14 protein-coding genes and 1 other annotated feature are annotated in these 17,433 nt (G+C 64.3%); of the genes, 4 read left to right on the top strand and 10 right to left on the bottom strand.

The features are described from left to right. Positions 1-26 precede the first annotated feature (26 nt). From RQX22_RS16035 to RQX22_RS16020, 4 genes are all read right to left on the bottom strand, one after another. Positions 27-485 carry a YaiI/YqxD family protein gene (locus tag RQX22_RS16035; protein WP_315727671.1) on the bottom strand — a complete coding sequence of 153 codons (459 nt, stop codon included), beginning with the start codon at positions 483-485 and terminating at the stop codon, positions 27-29. Position 486: 1 nt separating this feature from the next. Next, positions 487-2,277 (bottom strand): DEAD/DEAH box helicase, encoded by a 1,791-nt coding sequence (locus RQX22_RS16030; RefSeq protein ID WP_315727669.1) that lies wholly within the window; start codon positions 2,275-2,277, stop codon positions 487-489. A gap of 62 nt (positions 2,278-2,339) precedes the next feature. Then, positions 2,340-3,515 (bottom strand): BaiN/RdsA family NAD(P)/FAD-dependent oxidoreductase, encoded by a 1,176-nt coding sequence (locus RQX22_RS16025; RefSeq protein WP_315727667.1) that lies wholly within the window; start codon positions 3,513-3,515, stop codon positions 2,340-2,342. A gap of 20 nt (positions 3,516-3,535) precedes the next feature. Continuing rightward, a complete protein-coding gene (locus RQX22_RS16020) occupies positions 3,536-5,125 on the bottom strand; it encodes a peptide chain release factor 3 (protein WP_315727665.1) in 1,590 nt (529 codons plus the stop codon). Positions 5,126-5,250: 125 nt separating this feature from the next. Here RQX22_RS16020 and RQX22_RS16015 point away from each other — a divergent pair, with 125 nt between their 5' ends. After that, positions 5,251-7,371 carry a malate synthase G gene (locus RQX22_RS16015; protein WP_315727664.1) on the top strand — a complete coding sequence of 707 codons (2,121 nt, stop codon included), beginning with the start codon at positions 5,251-5,253 and terminating at the stop codon, positions 7,369-7,371. A gap of 121 nt (positions 7,372-7,492) precedes the next feature. Here the strand turns inward: RQX22_RS16015 and RQX22_RS16010 are convergent, their stop codons facing one another. From RQX22_RS16010 to RQX22_RS15985, 6 genes are all read right to left on the bottom strand, one after another. Beyond that, a complete protein-coding gene (locus RQX22_RS16010; protein ID WP_315727662.1) occupies positions 7,493-8,437 on the bottom strand; it encodes a transposase in 945 nt (314 codons plus the stop codon). Further along, positions 8,425-9,423, bottom strand: a complete 999-nt coding sequence (locus RQX22_RS16005; RefSeq protein ID WP_315727661.1) for a HEAT repeat domain-containing protein — start codon at positions 9,421-9,423, stop codon at positions 8,425-8,427. The genes RQX22_RS16010 and RQX22_RS16005 overlap by 13 nt, the downstream gene beginning before the upstream one ends. A gap of 122 nt (positions 9,424-9,545) precedes the next feature. After that, positions 9,546-9,680 (bottom strand): hypothetical protein, encoded by a 135-nt coding sequence (locus RQX22_RS16000; RefSeq protein WP_315727659.1) that lies wholly within the window; start codon positions 9,678-9,680, stop codon positions 9,546-9,548. Positions 9,681-10,180: 500 nt separating this feature from the next. Then, complete coding sequence (locus RQX22_RS15995; protein WP_315727657.1) at positions 10,181-11,023, bottom strand: universal stress protein; 843 nt, start codon at positions 11,021-11,023, stop codon at positions 10,181-10,183. Positions 11,024-11,033: 10 nt separating this feature from the next. Further along, positions 11,034-12,518 carry a SulP family inorganic anion transporter gene (locus RQX22_RS15990; RefSeq protein WP_315727655.1) on the bottom strand — a complete coding sequence of 495 codons (1,485 nt, stop codon included), beginning with the start codon at positions 12,516-12,518 and terminating at the stop codon, positions 11,034-11,036. Between the two features lie 66 nt (positions 12,519-12,584). Beyond that, positions 12,585-12,638, bottom strand: a sequence feature (sul1 is cis-regulatory element that is thought to sense ions involved in sulfur or methionine metabolism; They are found in Alphaproteobacteria). A gap of 126 nt (positions 12,639-12,764) precedes the next feature. Continuing rightward, the gene (locus RQX22_RS15985; RefSeq protein WP_315727653.1) at positions 12,765-13,298 is read right to left on the bottom strand and encodes an RNA polymerase sigma factor; all 534 of its coding nucleotides are present in this window, start codon (positions 13,296-13,298) and stop codon (positions 12,765-12,767) included. A 102-nt stretch (positions 13,299-13,400) separates the two neighbouring features. Here RQX22_RS15985 and RQX22_RS15980 point away from each other — a divergent pair, with 102 nt between their 5' ends. From RQX22_RS15980 to RQX22_RS15970, 3 genes are all read left to right on the top strand, one after another. Further along, positions 13,401-14,471 carry a phosphotransferase gene (locus RQX22_RS15980; RefSeq protein WP_315727651.1) on the top strand — a complete coding sequence of 357 codons (1,071 nt, stop codon included), beginning with the start codon at positions 13,401-13,403 and terminating at the stop codon, positions 14,469-14,471. Positions 14,472-14,578: 107 nt separating this feature from the next. Next, positions 14,579-16,627, top strand: coding sequence for a CHASE2 domain-containing protein (locus RQX22_RS15975; protein WP_315727649.1), 2,049 nt, complete (start codon positions 14,579-14,581; stop codon positions 16,625-16,627). 64 nt (positions 16,628-16,691) lie between these two features. Beyond that, positions 16,692-17,324, top strand: a complete 633-nt coding sequence (locus RQX22_RS15970; protein WP_315727647.1) for a hypothetical protein — start codon at positions 16,692-16,694, stop codon at positions 17,322-17,324. Positions 17,325-17,433 lie beyond the last annotated feature (109 nt).

Genomic DNA, 17,433 nt, shown 5'->3' with positions numbered 1-17,433 from the left:
GCTTCCTAACGGCCAGAAATCCGTACTCAGCGGCGCTTCAGGCGCACCAATGCATCGTCCAGGGCGGAAAGGAAGCGGGAGCGATCGGTCCTGGAAAAGGGCGCCGGGCCGCCCACCCCTTCGCCGAGGCCGGCGCGCAGATCGGCCATGATCGCCCGCGTCGCTACCGCGCTTCCGATCGAGCTCGGCGTGAACGGCTTCCCGCTCGGGGCGATGACCGTCGCGCCGCGCTTGAGGCAGCGGTCGGCCAGCAGAATGTCGCCGGTCACCACCAGCGTCTCGGCGGCGGCGGCTTCGGCGATCCAATCGTCCGCAGCGTCGAAGCCGGCATCGACGATCACCCGCCGCACGAGAGGATGGTCCGGAATGCGAAACGGGCTGTTGCTGACGATCGTCACCGGCACCTCGTGGCGCCAGGCGACCTTGTAGATTTCCTCCTTGACCGGGCAGGCATCGGCATCGACCAGGATGCGGGGCGCGGCCAAGTCAGCGCGCCCGGTGCGGCTTCGGCTTGTAGGCAGGCTTGGCCTTGTGACGCGGCGGCGCGCCACCCGGCGGCCGCTTGTGCGGCTTCAGCACCTCCCGCGCATGGCCCTGGACGGGTTCGATGCGGACACCGCCCTCGCCCTCCGCATCTCCGCCTTCGGTCCGTTTGAGCGCGGCGGAGAATTTTCCGGCCACCGTGCGCGGCAGCTCGAACAAGGTTTCGCTGGCACCGATGCGGATCGCGCCAATGTCCCTCTTCGTCACATGGCCGCGGCGGCAGAGCAAAGGCAGGATCCAGCGCGGATCGGCATTGTCACGGCGGCCGATGTCCATCCGGAACCAGACGGTGTCCTCGAAGCCCGGCCTGGGGCCCTGGTCGTTGCCCGATCGTTCGGGCCCCCGTCCCTGACCGCTATCCTGCCCGCGATCCTGCCCGCGATCCTGCCCCTTGGCGGGTGACCGATCGTGGCGGTCGTTCTGGCCATGATCGACCATCTCCTCCGCCATCGGCAGCTTCGCCCGGTGCACGCGGACGAGCGCCGCGGCGAGATCCTCCGGCGAACGCTCCTGCAGCAGCTTCTGCGCGAGCGCGCGATCCTCGTCGTCGACCTCGATCGGTTCGAGCAAGGCCGCCAGCAGCCGCTCGCGATCCTTTTCGCGAATATCCTCCGGCGTCGGCACCTTGATCCATTCGAAGGCGATCCTGGCGCCGCGCATCATCATGTCGACGCGCTTGCGGCGTGGATAAGGCGTCACCAGGATGGCGATGCCTTTCTTGCCGGCGCGGCCGGTGCGGCCGGACCGATGCTGGAGCGTCTCCGCGTCGCGCGGCAGCTCGACATGAACCACCAGCGACAGGGTCGGCAGGTCGATGCCCCGGGCGGCGACGTCGGTGGCGACGCACACCCGCGCGCGCCGGTCGCGAAGCGCCTGCAAAGCGGCATTGCGCTCGTTCTGGCTATGCTCGCCGGACAAGGCGACCGCATCGAAGCCGCGTTCGACCAAGCTGGCATGGAGGTGACGGACATTGTCGCGGGTCGCGCAGAACAGCATCGCCGTCTCGGCATCGTGCAGGCGGAGAAGGTTGACGACCGCATGTTCGATATCGGCCGGCGCCACCGCCATCGCCTGATAGGCAATGTCGCCATGGCCGCGGTCGGCGCCCACCGTGGAGATGCGGAGCGCATCCTTCTGGTAACGCCTGGCGAGCGCGACGATCGGCTTCGGGATGGTGGCGGAGAAAAGCAGGGTCCGCCGCTCCTGCGGCGTCGCATCCAATATCTCCTCGAGATCCTCGCGGAAGCCCATGTCGAGCATCTCGTCCGCTTCGTCGAGCACCGCCACCTTGAGCTGACTGAGGTCGAGCGCGCCGCGTTCCAGATGGTCGCGCAGCCGGCCCGGCGTGCCGACGACGATATGCGCGCCCTGGCCGAGCGCCCGCCTTTCCTTGGATGCGTCCATGCCGCCGACGCAAGTCGCAACCCGCGCGCCCGCTTTGCCATAGAGCCAGACCAGCTCGCGGCTGACCTGGAGCGCCAGCTCGCGCGTCGGCGCGATCACCAGCGCCAGCGGCTCGCGGATAAACGGAAGCGCACCCTTCGCGTCCAGCAGCTGCGGCGCCATCGCCAGCCCGAACGCCACGGTCTTGCCGGATCCGGTCTGAGCGGAGACGACAAGGTCCCGCCCCTCCGCTTCGGGCTCGAGCACGGCCGCCTGGACCGGAGTAGGCTCGGCATAGCCGCGCGCGGCAAGCGCCTCGCCAAGGAGCGAGGGAAGTTTTTCGAATGTCATATATCTCTCAAATGGACACCGCTGGGCCGTGCGGCAAGGGGGAATAGGCCATTGGCCACGGATCAAAGCATCTGGCCGGCCGCCCAACCGCTGGCCCAGGCCCATTGGAAATTATAACCGCCGAGCCAACCGGTGACGTCGACCGCCTCGCCTATAGCATAAAGGCCGGGAACCGTCCTGGCCTCCATCGTTCGGGACGAAAGGCCATCGGTGGAGATCCCGCCGGCGGTCACCTCCGCTTTGGCAAAGCCTTCGGTGCCGTCCGGTCTGAACATCCAGTCGGCCAATTGCCGCTCCGCCTTTTCCAGCGTCCGATCCGGCATGTTGGCCAATTCGCCCCACAGGCCCAGCCGCTTGGTCAGGGCTTCGGCAAGCCGGCCGGGCAGCAATTCGCCAAGCAGGGTATGGAAATGCGTCTTCGGCCGGGCCCGCTTGGCGTCTCTCAGCCAATTTTCGGCGGCGGAGGGAAGGAAATCGATCCCGATCTCGCGTCCCGGCCGCCAGTAAGAGGATATTTGCAGGATGGCGGGGCCCGACAGGCCCTTGTGCGTGAACAGGGCCGCTTCGCGAAACGCGCTCTTCCCGCACCGCGCAACCACGTCCGCCGCCACGCCCGACAGCGACTGGAACAGACTATCCCCATCGCCCAGCGTCAACGGCACCAGGGCCGGCCGCGGCTCCACGATCTCCAGCCCGAATTTGCGCGCGAGATCGTAAGCGAAGCCGCTCGCTCCCATTTTCGGGATGGAGGGCCCGCCGGTGGCGATCACCAAAGCGGGCGCGACCATCTCTTCACCGCCGCAGCGCACCCGGAACTGCCCGTCCGCATGATCGACCTCGCCGATCGGCTTGCCGAGCGATATCCTGACCTGGCCCCGGGCGCATTCCTCCATCAGCATCGCCACGATCTGCCGCGCCGATCCGTCGCAGAAGAGCTGGCCCAAAGTCTTTTCGTGCCAGGCGATGCGGTGGCGATCGACCAGGGCGATGAAATCGTCCGGCGCGTAGCGGCCCAGCGCCGATTTCGCGAAATGCATATTGTTCGAAAGATAGCGGTCAGGCGCAGTGTGGATGTTGGTGAAATTGCAGCGGCCACCGCCCGAGATGAGGATCTTCTTTCCCGGCTGGTCGGCATGGTCGATCAGCAGCACCTTACGGCCGCGCTGGCCCGCCTGGGCGGCGCACATGAGCCCCGCGCCCCCGGCGCCGAGGACGATCGCGTCGAATGTCCGCCGCATGTCGGGCCCTGCCGTCAGGTTCAGGTCCGTTCCTTGGTCGCGGTGAAGCGGATGGCGGGATTGCGGCCTTCGTGGAAGTTCAGTTCCCAAAGATCCTTGGCAAGGAAGACCGGCGCGCCGTCGCGATCGGTGGCGATCGCGCCGCGATGCGTCTCGACGAAGGCCTTGAGATCGGCCGGATCGTCGGCGGCGATCCACCGCGCCGTATCCCAGGGCGAAGGTTCGAAACGCGCATCGACCTTATATTCGACTTCCAGGCGGGAAATCAGAACCTCCAGCTGCAGCTGCCCGACCACGCCGACGATCCATTGCGCGCCGATCGAGGGATAGAAGACCTGCGTCACTCCTTCCTCGGCCATGTCGTCCAGCGCCTTGCGCAGTTGCTTGGTCTTGGTCGGATCGACCAGGGCGACCCGGCGCAGGATCTCCGGGGCGAAATTGGGAAGCCCGGTGAAACGGACATTTTCGTCCTCGGTCAGCGTATCGCCGACCCGCAGCGTGCCGTGATTGGGAATGCCGATAATATCGCCCGGAAAGGCCTCGTCCGCCAGTTCGCGGTTCTGCGCGAAGAACAGGATCGGGCTGTGAACGGCGATCGACTTGCCGGTCGACGGCTGCAGCAATTTCATGCCGCGCTTGAAGCGCCCCGAACAGAGCCGCATGAACGCCACCCTGTCGCGATGCTGCGGGTTCATATTGGCCTGCACCTTGAAGATGAATCCGGTCACCGCGTCATGATCCGGATCGACCGGCCCGGCCGTGGTCGGCTGGGGCAGCGGCGACGGCGCGTGCGCGCTCAGCGCAGCGATCAGTTCCGCCACCCCGAACTCCTTCAGCGCCGATCCGAAATAGACCGGCGTCAGATCCCCCGCGAGATAGGCCGCGCCGTCGAAGGCCGGATAAGCCGCGACCGCCAGCGACGCTTCCTCGGCCAGTCTTGCAAGGCCATCGGCGGACAGGCTTTCCGCGAGCCGGGGATCGTCCATGCCGTCAAATTGCAGCGTCTCCCCTTCGAAATGACCGCTGTCGTTCCTGGCCGGCAGATGCAGGCGATCGTGGACGAGATCGTAGATGCCCTCGAACGTGCCGCCCATGCCGACGGGCCAGCTCATCGGCGCGACGTCGAGCGCAAGCACGTCGGCGATTTCGTCCAGCAGGGCGAACGGCTCCTTCCCCTCGCGGTCCACCTTGTTGACGAAAGTGATGATCGGCACGTTGCGGAGCCGGCAAACCTCGAACAATTTGCGGGTCTGCGCTTCGATGCCGCGCGCGGCGTCGATCACCATGACGGCGGAATCGACCGCGGTCAGGGTGCGGTACGTATCTTCCGAAAAGTCCTCGTGGCCCGGCGTGTCGAGCAGGTTGAAGGTCACCCCGCCATGTTCGAACGTCATCACCGAACTGGTGACGGAGATGCCGCGCTGTTGCTCGATCTTCATCCAGTCCGATCGCGCACGGCGATTCTGCCCGCGCGCCTTGACCTCGCCGGCAAGGTGGATGGCGCCGCCGAACAGCAGCAGTTTCTCGGTCAGCGTGGTCTTGCCGGCATCCGGATGGGAAATGATGGCAAAGGTTCGCCGGTCCGGGCGGCCGGTGGGTCGGTTCAGCATGTCGGGGTCCGATGGAATCGCGTCGGCCGCGCCCATAACAGAGTCAGCCGCCGATTGCGACCGGCCGCTGTTTCTGCAAGACGGCACCCGCCCGGACGAAGCGGGCCACGGAAGGAGTCCTAATCTTGGCGAAATATGAGCTGACGTCCGGCATCGAGGTGGATGGCGACCTCAAATCATTCATCGAGCGGGACGTGCTCCCGGGCACCGGCATCGATGCGGCCGCCTTCTGGCCCGGCTTTTCCAAGCTGATGCGAGAGCTGACTCCGGAGAATAAGCGGCTGCTGCGCAAGCGCGAGGATCTCCAGGTCCTGATCGACGAGCGCAATGCCGAGCTTGCGGGACAGCCGCCTTCGCCGGCCGAGGAGGAGGCGTTCCTGCGCGAGATTTCCTATCTGGTCGACGCCCCCGCCCCGTTCACCATCGGCACCACCGACGTCGACCCGGAAATCGCCCTGATCGCCGGTCCGCAGCTGGTCGTGCCGGTGAACAATGCCCGCTATGCGCTGAACGCGCTCAATGCCCGCTGGGGTAGCCTGTACGACGCGCTCTACGGCACCGACATGCTCGGCGCACCGCCCGCCGCCGCCGGCTATGATCGCGATCGCGGCGCCCGGGTGATCGCCTGGGGCCGCGCCTTCCTCGACGAGATCGCACCGCTGGACGGCGGCAGCCACGCCAACGTCACCGCCTATCGCATCGAGGACGGCCGCCTCGTCACCGATCGCGGCGGCCTGGCCGATCCCGTCTTGCTGGCCGGCTGGCGCGGCGAATCGATCCTGCTCCGCCACAACGACCTTCATGTCGAGATCGTGATCGACCGCAACCATATGATCGGCCGCGACGACAAGGCCGGCGTCGCCGATATCCTCCTCGAAAGCGCGATCACCGCGATCATGGATTGCGAGGACAGCGTCGCCGCCGTCGATGCCGAGGAGAAGATCCAGGTCTATCGCAACTGGCTCGGCCTGATGAAGGGCGATCTTGCCGCCCGCTTCGACAAAGGCGGCCGCCCGGTCGAGCGGCGTGCCGAGCCGGATCGCAGCTTCGAATGTCCCGACGGCACGCTGACGCTCAAGGGACGGTCCCTGCTGTTCGTGCGCAATGTCGGCCATCTGATGACCAATCCGATGCTGCGGATCGATGGCGAGGAAGCCCATGAGGGCCTTGCCGATGCCGTCTTCACCTCGCTGATCGCGCTCCACGACATCAAGGGCGACCGCGCCAACAGCGCGACCGGCTCCATCTATATCGTCAAGCCCAAGATGCACGGCCCCGAGGAAGCGGCCTTTGCCGGACGCCTGTTCGACCGCACCGAGGATCTGCTCGGCCTTCCCCGGCACACGATCAAGATCGGCGTGATGGACGAGGAAAGGCGGACCAGCGTCAACCTCGCAGCGGTGATTGCCGAGGTCCGCGACCGCATCGTCTTCATCAACACCGGCTTCCTCGACCGCACCGGCGACGAAATTCACACGTCGATGAAACTGGGCCCGATGATCCGCAAGGGCGAGATGAAGAATGCGGCCTGGCTCAAGGCCTATGAGGACAACAATGTCGATGTCGGGCTCGCCTGCGGCTTTGCCGGCCGCGCCCAGATCGGCAAGGGCATGTGGGCGATGCCGGACCTGATGGCCGACATGGTCGAACAGAAGATCGTCCATCCCCGGTCCGGCGCCGACACGGCCTGGGTACCCTCGCCCACCGCCGCGACGCTCCACGCCATCCACTATCATCGGGTCGACGTGACGGCGCGCCAGCAGGCGCTGGCCGCGCGCGAGCCAGCGAGGCTGCACGACATATTGACCATCCCGGTCGCCGCCGGCCGCAACTGGAATGCCGACGAGGTGCGCCAGGAGCTCGAGAATAACGTCCAGTCGATCCTGGGCTATGTCGTCCGCTGGATCGATCAGGGCATCGGCTGTTCGAAAGTGCCCGATATCCACGATGTCGGCCTGATGGAGGATCGCGCCACCTGCCGCATTTCCAGCCAACATGTCGCCAATTGGCTGCTCCACGGGATCATCACGAAGGACGAGGTCGAGGCCGCGCTGAAGCGGATGGCCGCGATAGTCGACCGCCAGAACGAGGCCGATCCGGGCTACCGGGCGATGGGGGCGGATTTCGCGGGAAGCACCGCCTTCAAGGCGGCGTCGGCGCTGATCTTGGAAGGCGGGACGCAGCCGTCCGGCTATACCGAGCCCCTGCTCCACGCCCACCGCCTCGCCCTGAAAGCCGAGGCCTGAAGGGCGCCCGCGGGATCAGGCGACCTTCTGATCGCCCTCCGGCGCCCGCTCGTCTCGTTCACGGTTATATTGAACCGAAAACGAGCCTGATTTTTCTTTGTTTTCCGTTATTTCCGAGTCGTCAGATGATTCCATCTGCCTTGAAACAACTCTCGATCCAACCGCGGCCTTTGGCGACCTTGTCGGCCTCGCGCTTCGCCATCGCGCTGACGAACGGACTGCCGCGGGCCGCCGCCTGCTCGTAGACCGCCAGCCGCTGGTCGAGCGTCCCGGCCGCCGAAGCCTGTGCCTTGACCGCGGCGAAGCGGATGCGGTCGCTCGGATGACCCCTGGAGAAATTCTCGAGCAGATCCGCCCCTTCCTCACCGCCGAAATAAGCCGAAAGGGCGAGCAGAGGCTCGATCGGCGAGCGGGTCAGCATGCCGCTCACCTCCGATTTCTCGATATCGAAGCGATATTGGTCGCGCAGCTCCTGATTCTGCTCGGCGCCGAGGACGTTCAGCGAAATCGACATGGAATCCGCGGCGAGCTGAAGGTGGACGTCGCGGTGGGCGCGGTAGAGCATGACCTTGCCGGGATCGAGCTTCGCCTTTTCGACGAAGCGCAGGTCGACCTTCTCGCCGGTGAAGCCGATCACCTTGTCATAATCATATTCATAATATTCGCTCCAATAGCCGGGCCCGAGATAGCCGACGGTGAGGAACGAGAAATTATGGTCGTGCGCCATTCCATAGAAAAAGGGATCGGTGCCGCTGTTGCGGACGATGCTGTCGTTGAGCCCGGGCCAGAAATTGGCGCGGATCAGGAATTTGTCCGATCCGGTATGGAGCATGATCACCTGGGCGCCATATTGGTTCTGGGTGAGCTGGCCGGAACAGCGCTGCTTCAATTCGTCGATCGCGAAATCGGCCAGGAAGGCCCGGTTGTTGCCCAGCTTCCTGAGCGCCGGCCCCCAGGACGCGAAATTGTCCTCATCCGCCGGATCGAAGGGCCCCGTTTCCAGCATCTCGATCAGGTCGCCGAGCTCGATCCGTTCCTCGGCTTCGGTCTCGATTATGCGGGGCATGCGACTATTTCCTGATCCTCGTCCACGTCGTCGGGGAAGAAGCGCGCCAGCGTCTGCTGCGCCGCCTGGCGTATTTCCGGATGCGGATCCTCGCGCGCCATATCCCGCAGCACCGGCAGCGCCGCCTCGGCATCCAAAGCGAGGAATTCGCGCATGATCTGCCAGCGCGTGTAGAAATGCTGGTCCTTCAGCGCGTCCCGCACAACCGGCACCGCATCCTTGCGGTCCATCATTCGCAGCAAGGTGACCATCATATGGCTTCGGCAGGCCTGCTCGTCGGTACTGCTCGCGCCAGCGAATTCCAGCGATTTCCAGTCGTAGGACAGCGCCAGCGGCGCCGATTCCGCACCGATCAGGGCCTGGGCGCAGATGATGTCCGAAGTGGCATGTTCGATGACATAGCTTTGGGAGCGACCGTCGGTGACGAGGATCTCGCCATCCTCGATCGTCCGGCGCTCGACGAAACGACAGCTCCCGCCCTTTTCCGCCACGAAATCGCCGTCGATTGCAGGCGCTTCCCAGAAGGACAAGGTCGCCCCGCCGGCTTTCAGGAACTTGATGACGGTCCATTGGCCGGTGAAGCTGATCGCCGAGCCGCCGTCCTCGCTCAGCTTCTTGTGGGCCAGCGCGTCCAATCCGATCACGCCGAGGCTGATGGAGAGCGCCGGATCGTCGAACAGCAGCAATCCGCTGTGGATGTCGTTGGAAACGAGTCGGAAGGGCGCGCGGAAGAACGGGTCCGCCTTGGAATTGGCGATGATGTCGCGCAGCAGGGATTCGAACTCCGCTTCCTCGCCCATGAACCGACCGGCCGCGGCGACCAGCGCTGCGGCGGTCTTGACCGGAAGCGCGTCGATCTCCTGCTTCAGGCTTCGGACCAGCGGATGATCCTGCCACTTCCTGGCAAAGGCTATGACGGATTTTCCCGTCGCCAACTGCCGCGCGGGGTCGAAAAGCCAGGCAGCGAGCGTCTCGCTTGCGATCATCTCAACCTCGAATTCATGACCTGAAGGCTCGGCCCTCAGCAAACGGGCGGAGCGCTCAAGGAGCGCCCCGCCCTCACGATGCTATAATTCAACAGGTTCGGCAATCGCCGAACCCCGTCAAATCACTTCTTCATCATGAAGTAACCGACCACGATGCCGAAGCAAACCGGACCAGCAACGTCCTTCTGCTTGGCAGAGCCGTGGATGCCGACGCTGGTGGTCAGCTCCGGAATCTCTGCGATATCGACTTTTTTCATATTAGGGTTCCCTCACTCTGTTTAAGGCGGAGGGAACGTCTCCTGCGGCTCGGCCAAGCCGCTGTTCGAATACGCCTTCCAGGTGGCCGCCAGACACGCTTGCGCGCGGACGGACGCCAGGCCGGCGTGCCCGATCAGATCGGAGTCACTCCTTCCCCCGCTCGACCTAGTCGCCAGCCGGAGGGAAACATGTCGCAAAATTAACGAAAAATTTACTCCATTTCGGAGCAAAAAAGGCCCAAAACCGTGGGATCTATGGTTAACATCCTGTAAGCATAGATGAAATTCGGCGCGATCTGCGACTTACGAATTCGAAAAAAATTAGATGCGCACCGGAAAGAAACGACCGGGATCGGCCTCGACTGACAGGCGGCCGACACTTTCCTGGTCGAGGCCGACCGGCGCTCGATCGGCCGCGCTGATCCGTTCCGCTTCCTCGAGTTGCGCCAGCCGGTCCAGCAGTCGCCCTCGGACCTTTTCCTCGTCCTTTCCCCAAGCCGTCAGCGGAAGAGCAGGACCGGCAAGGCAATGCCTCGCAGGATGGCGGTAGTGGTGCTCCCCACGATCAATGTCCTGATCGGCGAGTGCCCGTAGGCACCCGTGATGACGAGATCCGCCCGACATTGCCCGGCAGCTGCGACCAGCACGCCGTCGGCATCGCCGGGCACGATCTCCGCCCGGACGCACCTCTCCCCCAGCACTTCCTGGGCCCAGCGAAGGGAATCACGGTTTCGATCGGTTTCGGCGCCGGCAATGGTCAGGTGCAGCTCGACCTTGTCCAGCAACGGCGAGGTCGCGGCAAAACCCACCGCTTTCTTCGAAGTCGGCCCACCATCGAAGGCGATCAGCGCCCGGTGAATATCCCGGAATGTGCGGGATGCGACGAGCACCGGCTTGGCGCTCTGTCGCACCACCCGTTCGATCTTGCTGCCGAGATGACCCTTGGCGAAATCGGCCGAGGCCCCGCGCTTGCCTATCACCACCAGGTCGGCATCGGCTTCCCGCTCGATCACCGTCTCCACGATCCCGCCATGGCGATGGCAAAGCTCCGATCGCACGCCCGCCTCGTTCAGTCGCTCGCCGGCGGCCCGAAGCAGGATATTGCCTTGCTCGCGCGCCAGTTTCGCATCGGCCTCGTCGATAAGGGTCAGCTCCTCCATCAGGCCGCTTTTCGCGCCCAGCCCGACCGCGCCGCTGAGATCATGACGGGCAGCGACCGCATCCTTTCGCTGGATGACGTGCAACACTTCCACGGTCGCATGGAGGCGGGCCGCGACCCAGGCGGCATGATCGACGACGCTGGTCGCATATTGCGAGGCATCGATGCAGGCGATGATCTTCATGTCCCTCTCCTCAATGCGCTTCGAGCAGCCGATCGGCGCCCGGCTTGCCGTGGACCCCAAAGCGATCGATCATCGTCGCGCTCGCTTCGTTTAGCCCTATGATTTCAACGCCGGTGCCCTCCCGTCGGAACTTCGACACGGCCTTGTCGAGCGCTGCAATCGCGGAGATGTCCCAGAAATGCGCCCGACTGACATCGATCCTCACGGTCTCGATCACCTCCCGAAAGTCGAAAGCGGCGAGAAACGGCTCGACCGACGCGAAGAATATCTCCCCTCTGAAAATATAGGTTCGGCTGGCGCCGTCTTCCGACAGGTCCGAGCGCACCGCGAGCAGCCGGCGCACCTTGCTCGCGAAGAATATTCCGCTCAGCAGGACTCCCGCCAGCACGCCCTGCGCCAGATCGTGGGTCCAGACCACGACCACGACCGTCGCCGCCATCACGACCGAGCTATGCCAGGGATGGGATTTCAGGTTCCGGATCGAAGTCCAGCTGAACGTTCCGATCGACACCATGATCATGACGGCGACGAGGGCAGGCATCGGGATCTGCGCGACCCACGGCCCCAGCACGACGATCAGGAACAGGAGGAAGAGGCCCGCCACCATCGTCGACAGCCGCGTGTGGCCGCCAGACTTTACGTTGATGACCGACTGGCCGATCATCGCGCATCCCCCCATGCCGCCGATGAAGCCAGTGACGATATTGGCGACGCCTTGGCCCTTCACCTCGCGCTCCTTGTCGCTGGGCGTGTCGGTCAGGTCATCGACGATCTGGGCCGTGAGCAGCGATTCGAGCAGGCCAACCGCGGCCATGGTAAGCGAATAAGGCAGGATGATGAGCAGCGTCTCCAGCGACAGCGGCACATCCGGAAGGAGGAAGTAGGGCAACGACGAAGGCAGCTCTCCCATGTCGCCCACTCTGTTGACCGGAAGCGCGAGCCATATTGAAAGCACCGACAGGATTATGATCGCGACCAGCGGCGACGGGATGGCCTTGGTGAGGTATGGGAACAGGTAGATTATCGCCAGGCCGCCGGCGACCATTGCATAGGTTTCCCAGCCGACGCCGGTAAGCTGCGGCAGTTGCGCGAGGAATATCAGGATGGCGAGCGCATTGACGAACCCGGTAATGACCGACCGCGAGACGAACTGCATCAGCAAGTCGACGCGCACGAAACCCGCAACGCCCTGAACGATCCCCATGAGGATTGTCGCCGCGAAAAGATATTCGACGCCGTGGTCGCGGACGAGCGGGACCACAAGGACCGCGATCGCTGCCGTCGCCGCGGAGATCATGCCCGGACGCCCGCCGATCAGAGCGATGATCACGGCGATCGAAAAGGACGCGTAGAGGCCGACGCGGGGATCGACTCCCGCAATCACCGAAAAGCCGATCGCCTCGGGAATGAGCGCCAGTGCGACGACGAGCCCGGCGAGAATGTCGCCGCGCGGATTCGAAAGCCACTCACGCCTCAGCGTTGTGGATGAAAACATGCAGATACCTGAAAACGAAGGAGCTCCGCGCCCGTACGGCCGACCGTTCGCGCCTGGCTGCTCGCTGGTTGTCCGGGGGATAGGCGCCCGGCTGAGCCACCCGGACAAGCCGGGTCCGACGAATGACCCCGCGATAGAGCGGCTTCACGCCGCCCGCAAGTTCACCTTTCCTGGTCTGCTTCGGAAAAATGCGGGCCGCTGCCGCGTCGGGGTCGGAGCGGATCGATCTCCGGATCCCGCACGCTCTTATGCCTGCGACACCTTCGGGACAGGGTCCATCAACGCCTTCAGCGATTGTTTCGCGCGCTGGCACCGGAGCATGGCGGCATTGGTGGAGATGCCGAGCACCTCCCCGACCTCGCCATAGCTGAACCCCTCGAAGCAAAGCACGATGGCTTCCCGCTGGGGATCCGGCAATTTCTTGATCGTTTCCGCCAGCTTTTCCTTGAAGTCGTTGCCGATCGCGACTTCGTCCGGAAGCTGGGCCGCCGAGATGAGATCGGGCGGCAGCTCGACCTGGCGGGGCTCGCGCGCGCGCCGGGCGACATGGGTCACGCACCGTTTCTGGGCGATGGAGGCGACGAACGTGCGCAGCGACGCATCGCCGCGAAACGAGGGTAAGGCGACCCAGACGGCCAGCAATATATCCTGGACGAGCTCGAGCCGAAGCGCGGGATCGGCTTCGTGGGACATGGCGATACGGGAAATGAGTCCGGTGCAGCCGGAAGTGACCTCGGCGAACAATTGATCCTTGTCGGGAGGACCTGGATCAGGAACCATCAAATGCGCCCCGGCCCCGGCATGCGCTTGCGCCGTGGCCCCGGAAGTGGCTTCTATGGTCCGCTCGCTTCAAATCATTTCGCCCCAGGAAAGATCATCAGGATGCATCAGGGTTCGGAGAATAGCGGCACGACAAGCGTACGGGAAGCGCATCGTTTCGACGTAGATCGGCTCGAACGGTGGATGCACGAGGAAGTCGAATCTTTCCAAGGACCTGTCCGGGTCGAACAATTCAAGGGCGGTCAGTCTAATCCGACCTACAAGCTGGTAACGCCGGGAAAAACCTATGTTTTGAGACGAAAGCCGCCGGGTAAGCTGCTGCCCGGCGCCCATGCCGTCGATCGTGAATATCGCGTCATCTCGGCCTTGGCCCGCCAGGATTTCCCTGTCGCAAAACCTTACGCCCTTTGCCTCGACGCGGATGTGATAGGCACACCCTTTTACGTGATGGACATGGTCGAAGGCCGCATCTTCTGGGATCCGGCCTTCGGCGAGGTCGGGCGCGGCGAGCGCCCCGCATTTTTCGACGCGATGAACGCAACGATCGCGAAATTGCACATCATCGATCCCGGCCGGGCAGGGCTGTCCGATTATGGCAGACCGGGCAATTATTTCGAACGACAGATCGGCCGCTGGTCGAAACAATATCTGGGCGATGCGGAGGCCGGGCGCGTGACGGCCATGGATCAGCTGGTGGAATGGCTGCCGCGGAACATTCCGATGGACGAGGGCGAAGCCCGCATCATCCATGGCGACTTCCGCTGCGATAATATGATCTTCCATCCCCGCGAGCCGAAAGTGATCGCGGTCCTCGACTGGGAATTGTCGACCCTCGGCCATCCCTTGGCCGACTTCGCCTACCATCTGATGATGTATCGCATGCCGGTCGGCCTCAGCGCCGGTCTGGCGGGCCTTGACCTGGCTGCGCTGAACATCCCCTCCGAAGCGGATTATGTCGCCGCCTATTGCCGCCGGACCGGTCGGGAGGGAATAGCCGATCTCGATTTCTACCTCGCCTTCAACCTGTTCAGGTTGGCGGCGATCGTCCATGGCATCAAGGGCCGGCTCGCCCGGGGAACGGCAGCCTCCGCCCATGCCGGCAAGATGGTGGCCGGGCTGGAACCGCTCGCCAATCTCGCCTGGCAACAGGCGCAACGCGCCGGCGACCGCTAGAATAGGGCTGTCGGCAGGATGCGCCAAAAAGCTGTTCTCCTGGCCGCCGACCCCTTATCCCGATGTCGGAGGGGCATTTCCATGGCTGACAGCGTTCAAGGCGCCGCGTGAGGGACAGGTTCGTTCGCTCCCTGAAAAAGGTCGGGCCGGGGCGCCTGGCCCTCACCATGTTGTTTCTGGTCCTGGGCCTGCTCGCCGCGCGTTACAGCTGGGGGGCGCCTTTCCAGGTCGACCAGCCACTGCCTTTCGGACTGCCCCATGTCCAATATGCCGGCGGCACCGGCTTCGTCGGCGATGCCGAACGCGCCCTCTACGACATAAGGGCGGGCAGCTCCACGCCCAGGGTAGATCAGGACCCGCGCATCACGCTGGTCGTCTATGACGATCAGACCCTGGAATTGCTCGGCAAGCGGACGCCCCTCGATCGCAAGATGCTCGCCGGAGCGCTACGCGCCATCGACGCGATGAATCCGAAGGCAATCGGCATAGATATATTGATCGATCAGGAGCAGCCCGAGGATCCGCTGCTGATCGACGCCCTCAAGGCGATGAAGGCGCCGGTCTATCTGGCCTTCACCACCAGCACGGCAAATCCCGACTATATGAATTATGAGCAGGAGCAGTTCCTTCGGGCTTTCCTGCCGAAAGTGGCATCCGGGCCGGTCCGTCCCGCCAGCATCCAATTGGTCTCCGACCAGGAGGACGGCGTCATGCGGCATTGGCCGGACCGGTCGGCGGAGCTGCCGCCGCTGCTCGCCAATGCGATGATGCCGGCACATACGGAATTCCGGAATTATTCCGGGGCCATCGCCTATCGCCAGCCCAGGGATCCGGATCCGAAGGCAAGCGTCTTCCCCAAATTGTCCATCCAGAATTTCCTCGAAGACTGGGCGGCCGAAGGCTTGAAGCCGATGGTCGAGGGCCGTTACGTCCTGATCGGCGGCGATATTAGCGACGTCGATGATTTCGAAACGCCGATGACGCGACGGACAGGCAGGCTCACCAAGGGGCTGGAGGTCCACGCCCATCTTCTCGCCCAGCAGATCGACGGACGTAAGCCGGCGCCCGTACCGAACGGCCTGTTATGGGGTATGGCCTTGCTCGTCGTCCTCGCCGGCGCGGTGACCGGCATGTTCGAGATGCGGCGGTGGAAGCTTGCCTTCGTCCTGCTGGGCCAGGCGGCCATGCTCATCTCCCTCCCCTTCCTGCTGCAGAGCTGGGATTTCGACACGTTGGGCGTCCCTGCTTTCGGATGGGGCCTGGGCTGGGCCTTGGCCTTCATTGCCGTCGGCACCGCAGCAAAGGGGCTGGGTTCCGAGCAGCGCCGTTTCGCCCAATCGACGCTCGGCAAATATCTGCCGGCCGACGTCGCCGCCGAAATTCTGGAGGATCCGGACAAGCTGACGTTGAGCGGCGAGAAGCGCGAGATCTTCGCCATGTTCACCGATCTCGAGGATTTCACCAAGCTCAGCCACGCGATCACGCCCGAGCAGCTTTCATTGCTCCTCAACCGCTATCTCGACATCCTGAGCGAGACGGTGCTGCGGCATGGCGGCACGATCGACAAGTTCGTCGGCGACGCCATCATCGCATTCTGGGGCGCACCGATCGCGCGAGACGGTGACGGCGATCGCGCGCTCAAGGCCGCCATGGCCATGTACCAGGTCGGCGAGGAATTCCGGCACCGCGCCGAGCCGGGCCTCCCCGCCATCGGCTGCACCCGGGTCGGGCTTCATTGGGGCGAGGCGGTGGTCGGCAATTTCGGCGGCAAGGGGCGCATCCAATATACGGCACTTGGCGACGGGATGAACACGGCGGCGCGGCTCGAATCCGCAAACAAGTCGCTCAAGACCACCATCCTGGTCAGCAAGGAGGCGATGGAGCGCTCCTCGCTCGACTGCTGCCGACCTATGGGACGGATCGTGTTGAGCGGCCGTGCCAAGCCGGTCGAGGTGTGGGAACCCGTTCCCTCCACTCCTGCCGAAGACCGGGAACGGCTGACGCGTCTGTGGCTTCGCTTCGACGGCGGCGACCTCTCGGCCTTGGAGGAATTGCGGGAATTGGCCGCGAACGGGGAAGATGCGGCGCTCGCCAATTTGGTGTATCGACTCGAAAAAGCAGGTCCGGGAGGCCATTTTGTCTTGGATTCGAAATAGCAAGCCGGCGCGCGCACTTATTGCCGCTTCCCTTCTTCTTGCGGCGGGCACCGCGGCCGCCGACGTGCTGATCGTCCGGTCGACCGGCCCGTCGGCGAAGACCTACCCGCCCGGCAAGAAATTGGCCGATCGGCAGGCGATCGCCCTGAAGGCAGGGGATCAATTGGTGGTCCTCGACGCGCGGGGAACACGAACACTTCGCGGACCCGGCAATGTCGTACCCGGTGCGAGCACAATGGCCTCCCGCGATCCGGCCGCCGGCGCCCGACCCCAGGGCCGCTCCAGGATTGCAGCGGTCCGCGGACCGGAAAAGCCGTCCATCTGGGACGTCGATGTGAACAAGGCATCCACCTATTGCGTGGTCCGGCCGGAAAGCATCAGATTGTGGCGCGAAGACATTTCGAGCAATGCGCCGCTCACCATCACCCGCGTGCAGGACAATAAGACGATCGAGGTGGATTGGGCCGCGGGAGGATCCAAATTGGATTGGCCGAGCCAATGGCCTGCTTCCGACGGGGGCGAGTTCCGGCTTTCCACCCCCGGCGCCAAACCGGTGGCGGTGCGCTTCAAGACATTGTCCGAAGAGCCGCGCGGCTGGGAGAATACGGCGTCGACATTCATCGACAACGGCTGCACGGCCCAATTGGACCTCCTGATCGGAACCATCGAACTCGCCGGCGAAAATCCGGCGGGCTGATCGACCCGAATCTGCCCCAAATCGAGCCGCGGCTCGCGAGGGGCGCTGCAATGCTTGATCTCGACCCTCGCCTCTGTACAACGACCGAGGGCGGGAGATAGCAGACGGG

Origin of the sequence: Sphingosinicella rhizophila, assembly GCF_032378825.1 — a bacterium.
GTDB classification, from domain to species: Bacteria; Pseudomonadota; Alphaproteobacteria; order Sphingomonadales; family Sphingomonadaceae; genus Allosphingosinicella; species Allosphingosinicella rhizophila.
The sequence above is the reverse complement of the archived record's forward strand: the minus strand, read 5'-3'. Positions and strand labels throughout refer to the sequence as shown.

Coding starts and splice junctions, on each gene's coding strand:
- RQX22_RS15980 (WP_315727651.1), top strand. CDS start 13,401: ATGCATCAGGGTTCGGAGAATAGCGGCACGACAAGCGTACGGGAAGCG.
- RQX22_RS16025 (WP_315727667.1), bottom strand. CDS start 3,515: ATGCGGCGGACATTCGACGCGATCGTCCTCGGCGCCGGGGGCGCGGGG.
- RQX22_RS16030 (WP_315727669.1), bottom strand. CDS start 2,277: ATGACATTCGAAAAACTTCCCTCGCTCCTTGGCGAGGCGCTTGCCGCG.
- RQX22_RS16005 (WP_315727661.1), bottom strand. CDS start 9,423: ATGATCGCAAGCGAGACGCTCGCTGCCTGGCTTTTCGACCCCGCGCGG.
- RQX22_RS16000 (WP_315727659.1), bottom strand. CDS start 9,680: ATGAAAAAAGTCGATATCGCAGAGATTCCGGAGCTGACCACCAGCGTC.
- RQX22_RS16010 (WP_315727662.1), bottom strand. CDS start 8,437: ATGCCCCGCATAATCGAGACCGAAGCCGAGGAACGGATCGAGCTCGGC.
- RQX22_RS15985 (WP_315727653.1), bottom strand. CDS start 13,298: ATGGTTCCTGATCCAGGTCCTCCCGACAAGGATCAATTGTTCGCCGAG.
- RQX22_RS16020 (WP_315727665.1), bottom strand. CDS start 5,125: ATGCTGAACCGACCCACCGGCCGCCCGGACCGGCGAACCTTTGCCATC.
- RQX22_RS15990 (WP_315727655.1), bottom strand. CDS start 12,518: ATGTTTTCATCCACAACGCTGAGGCGTGAGTGGCTTTCGAATCCGCGC.
- RQX22_RS15995 (WP_315727657.1), bottom strand. CDS start 11,023: ATGAAGATCATCGCCTGCATCGATGCCTCGCAATATGCGACCAGCGTC.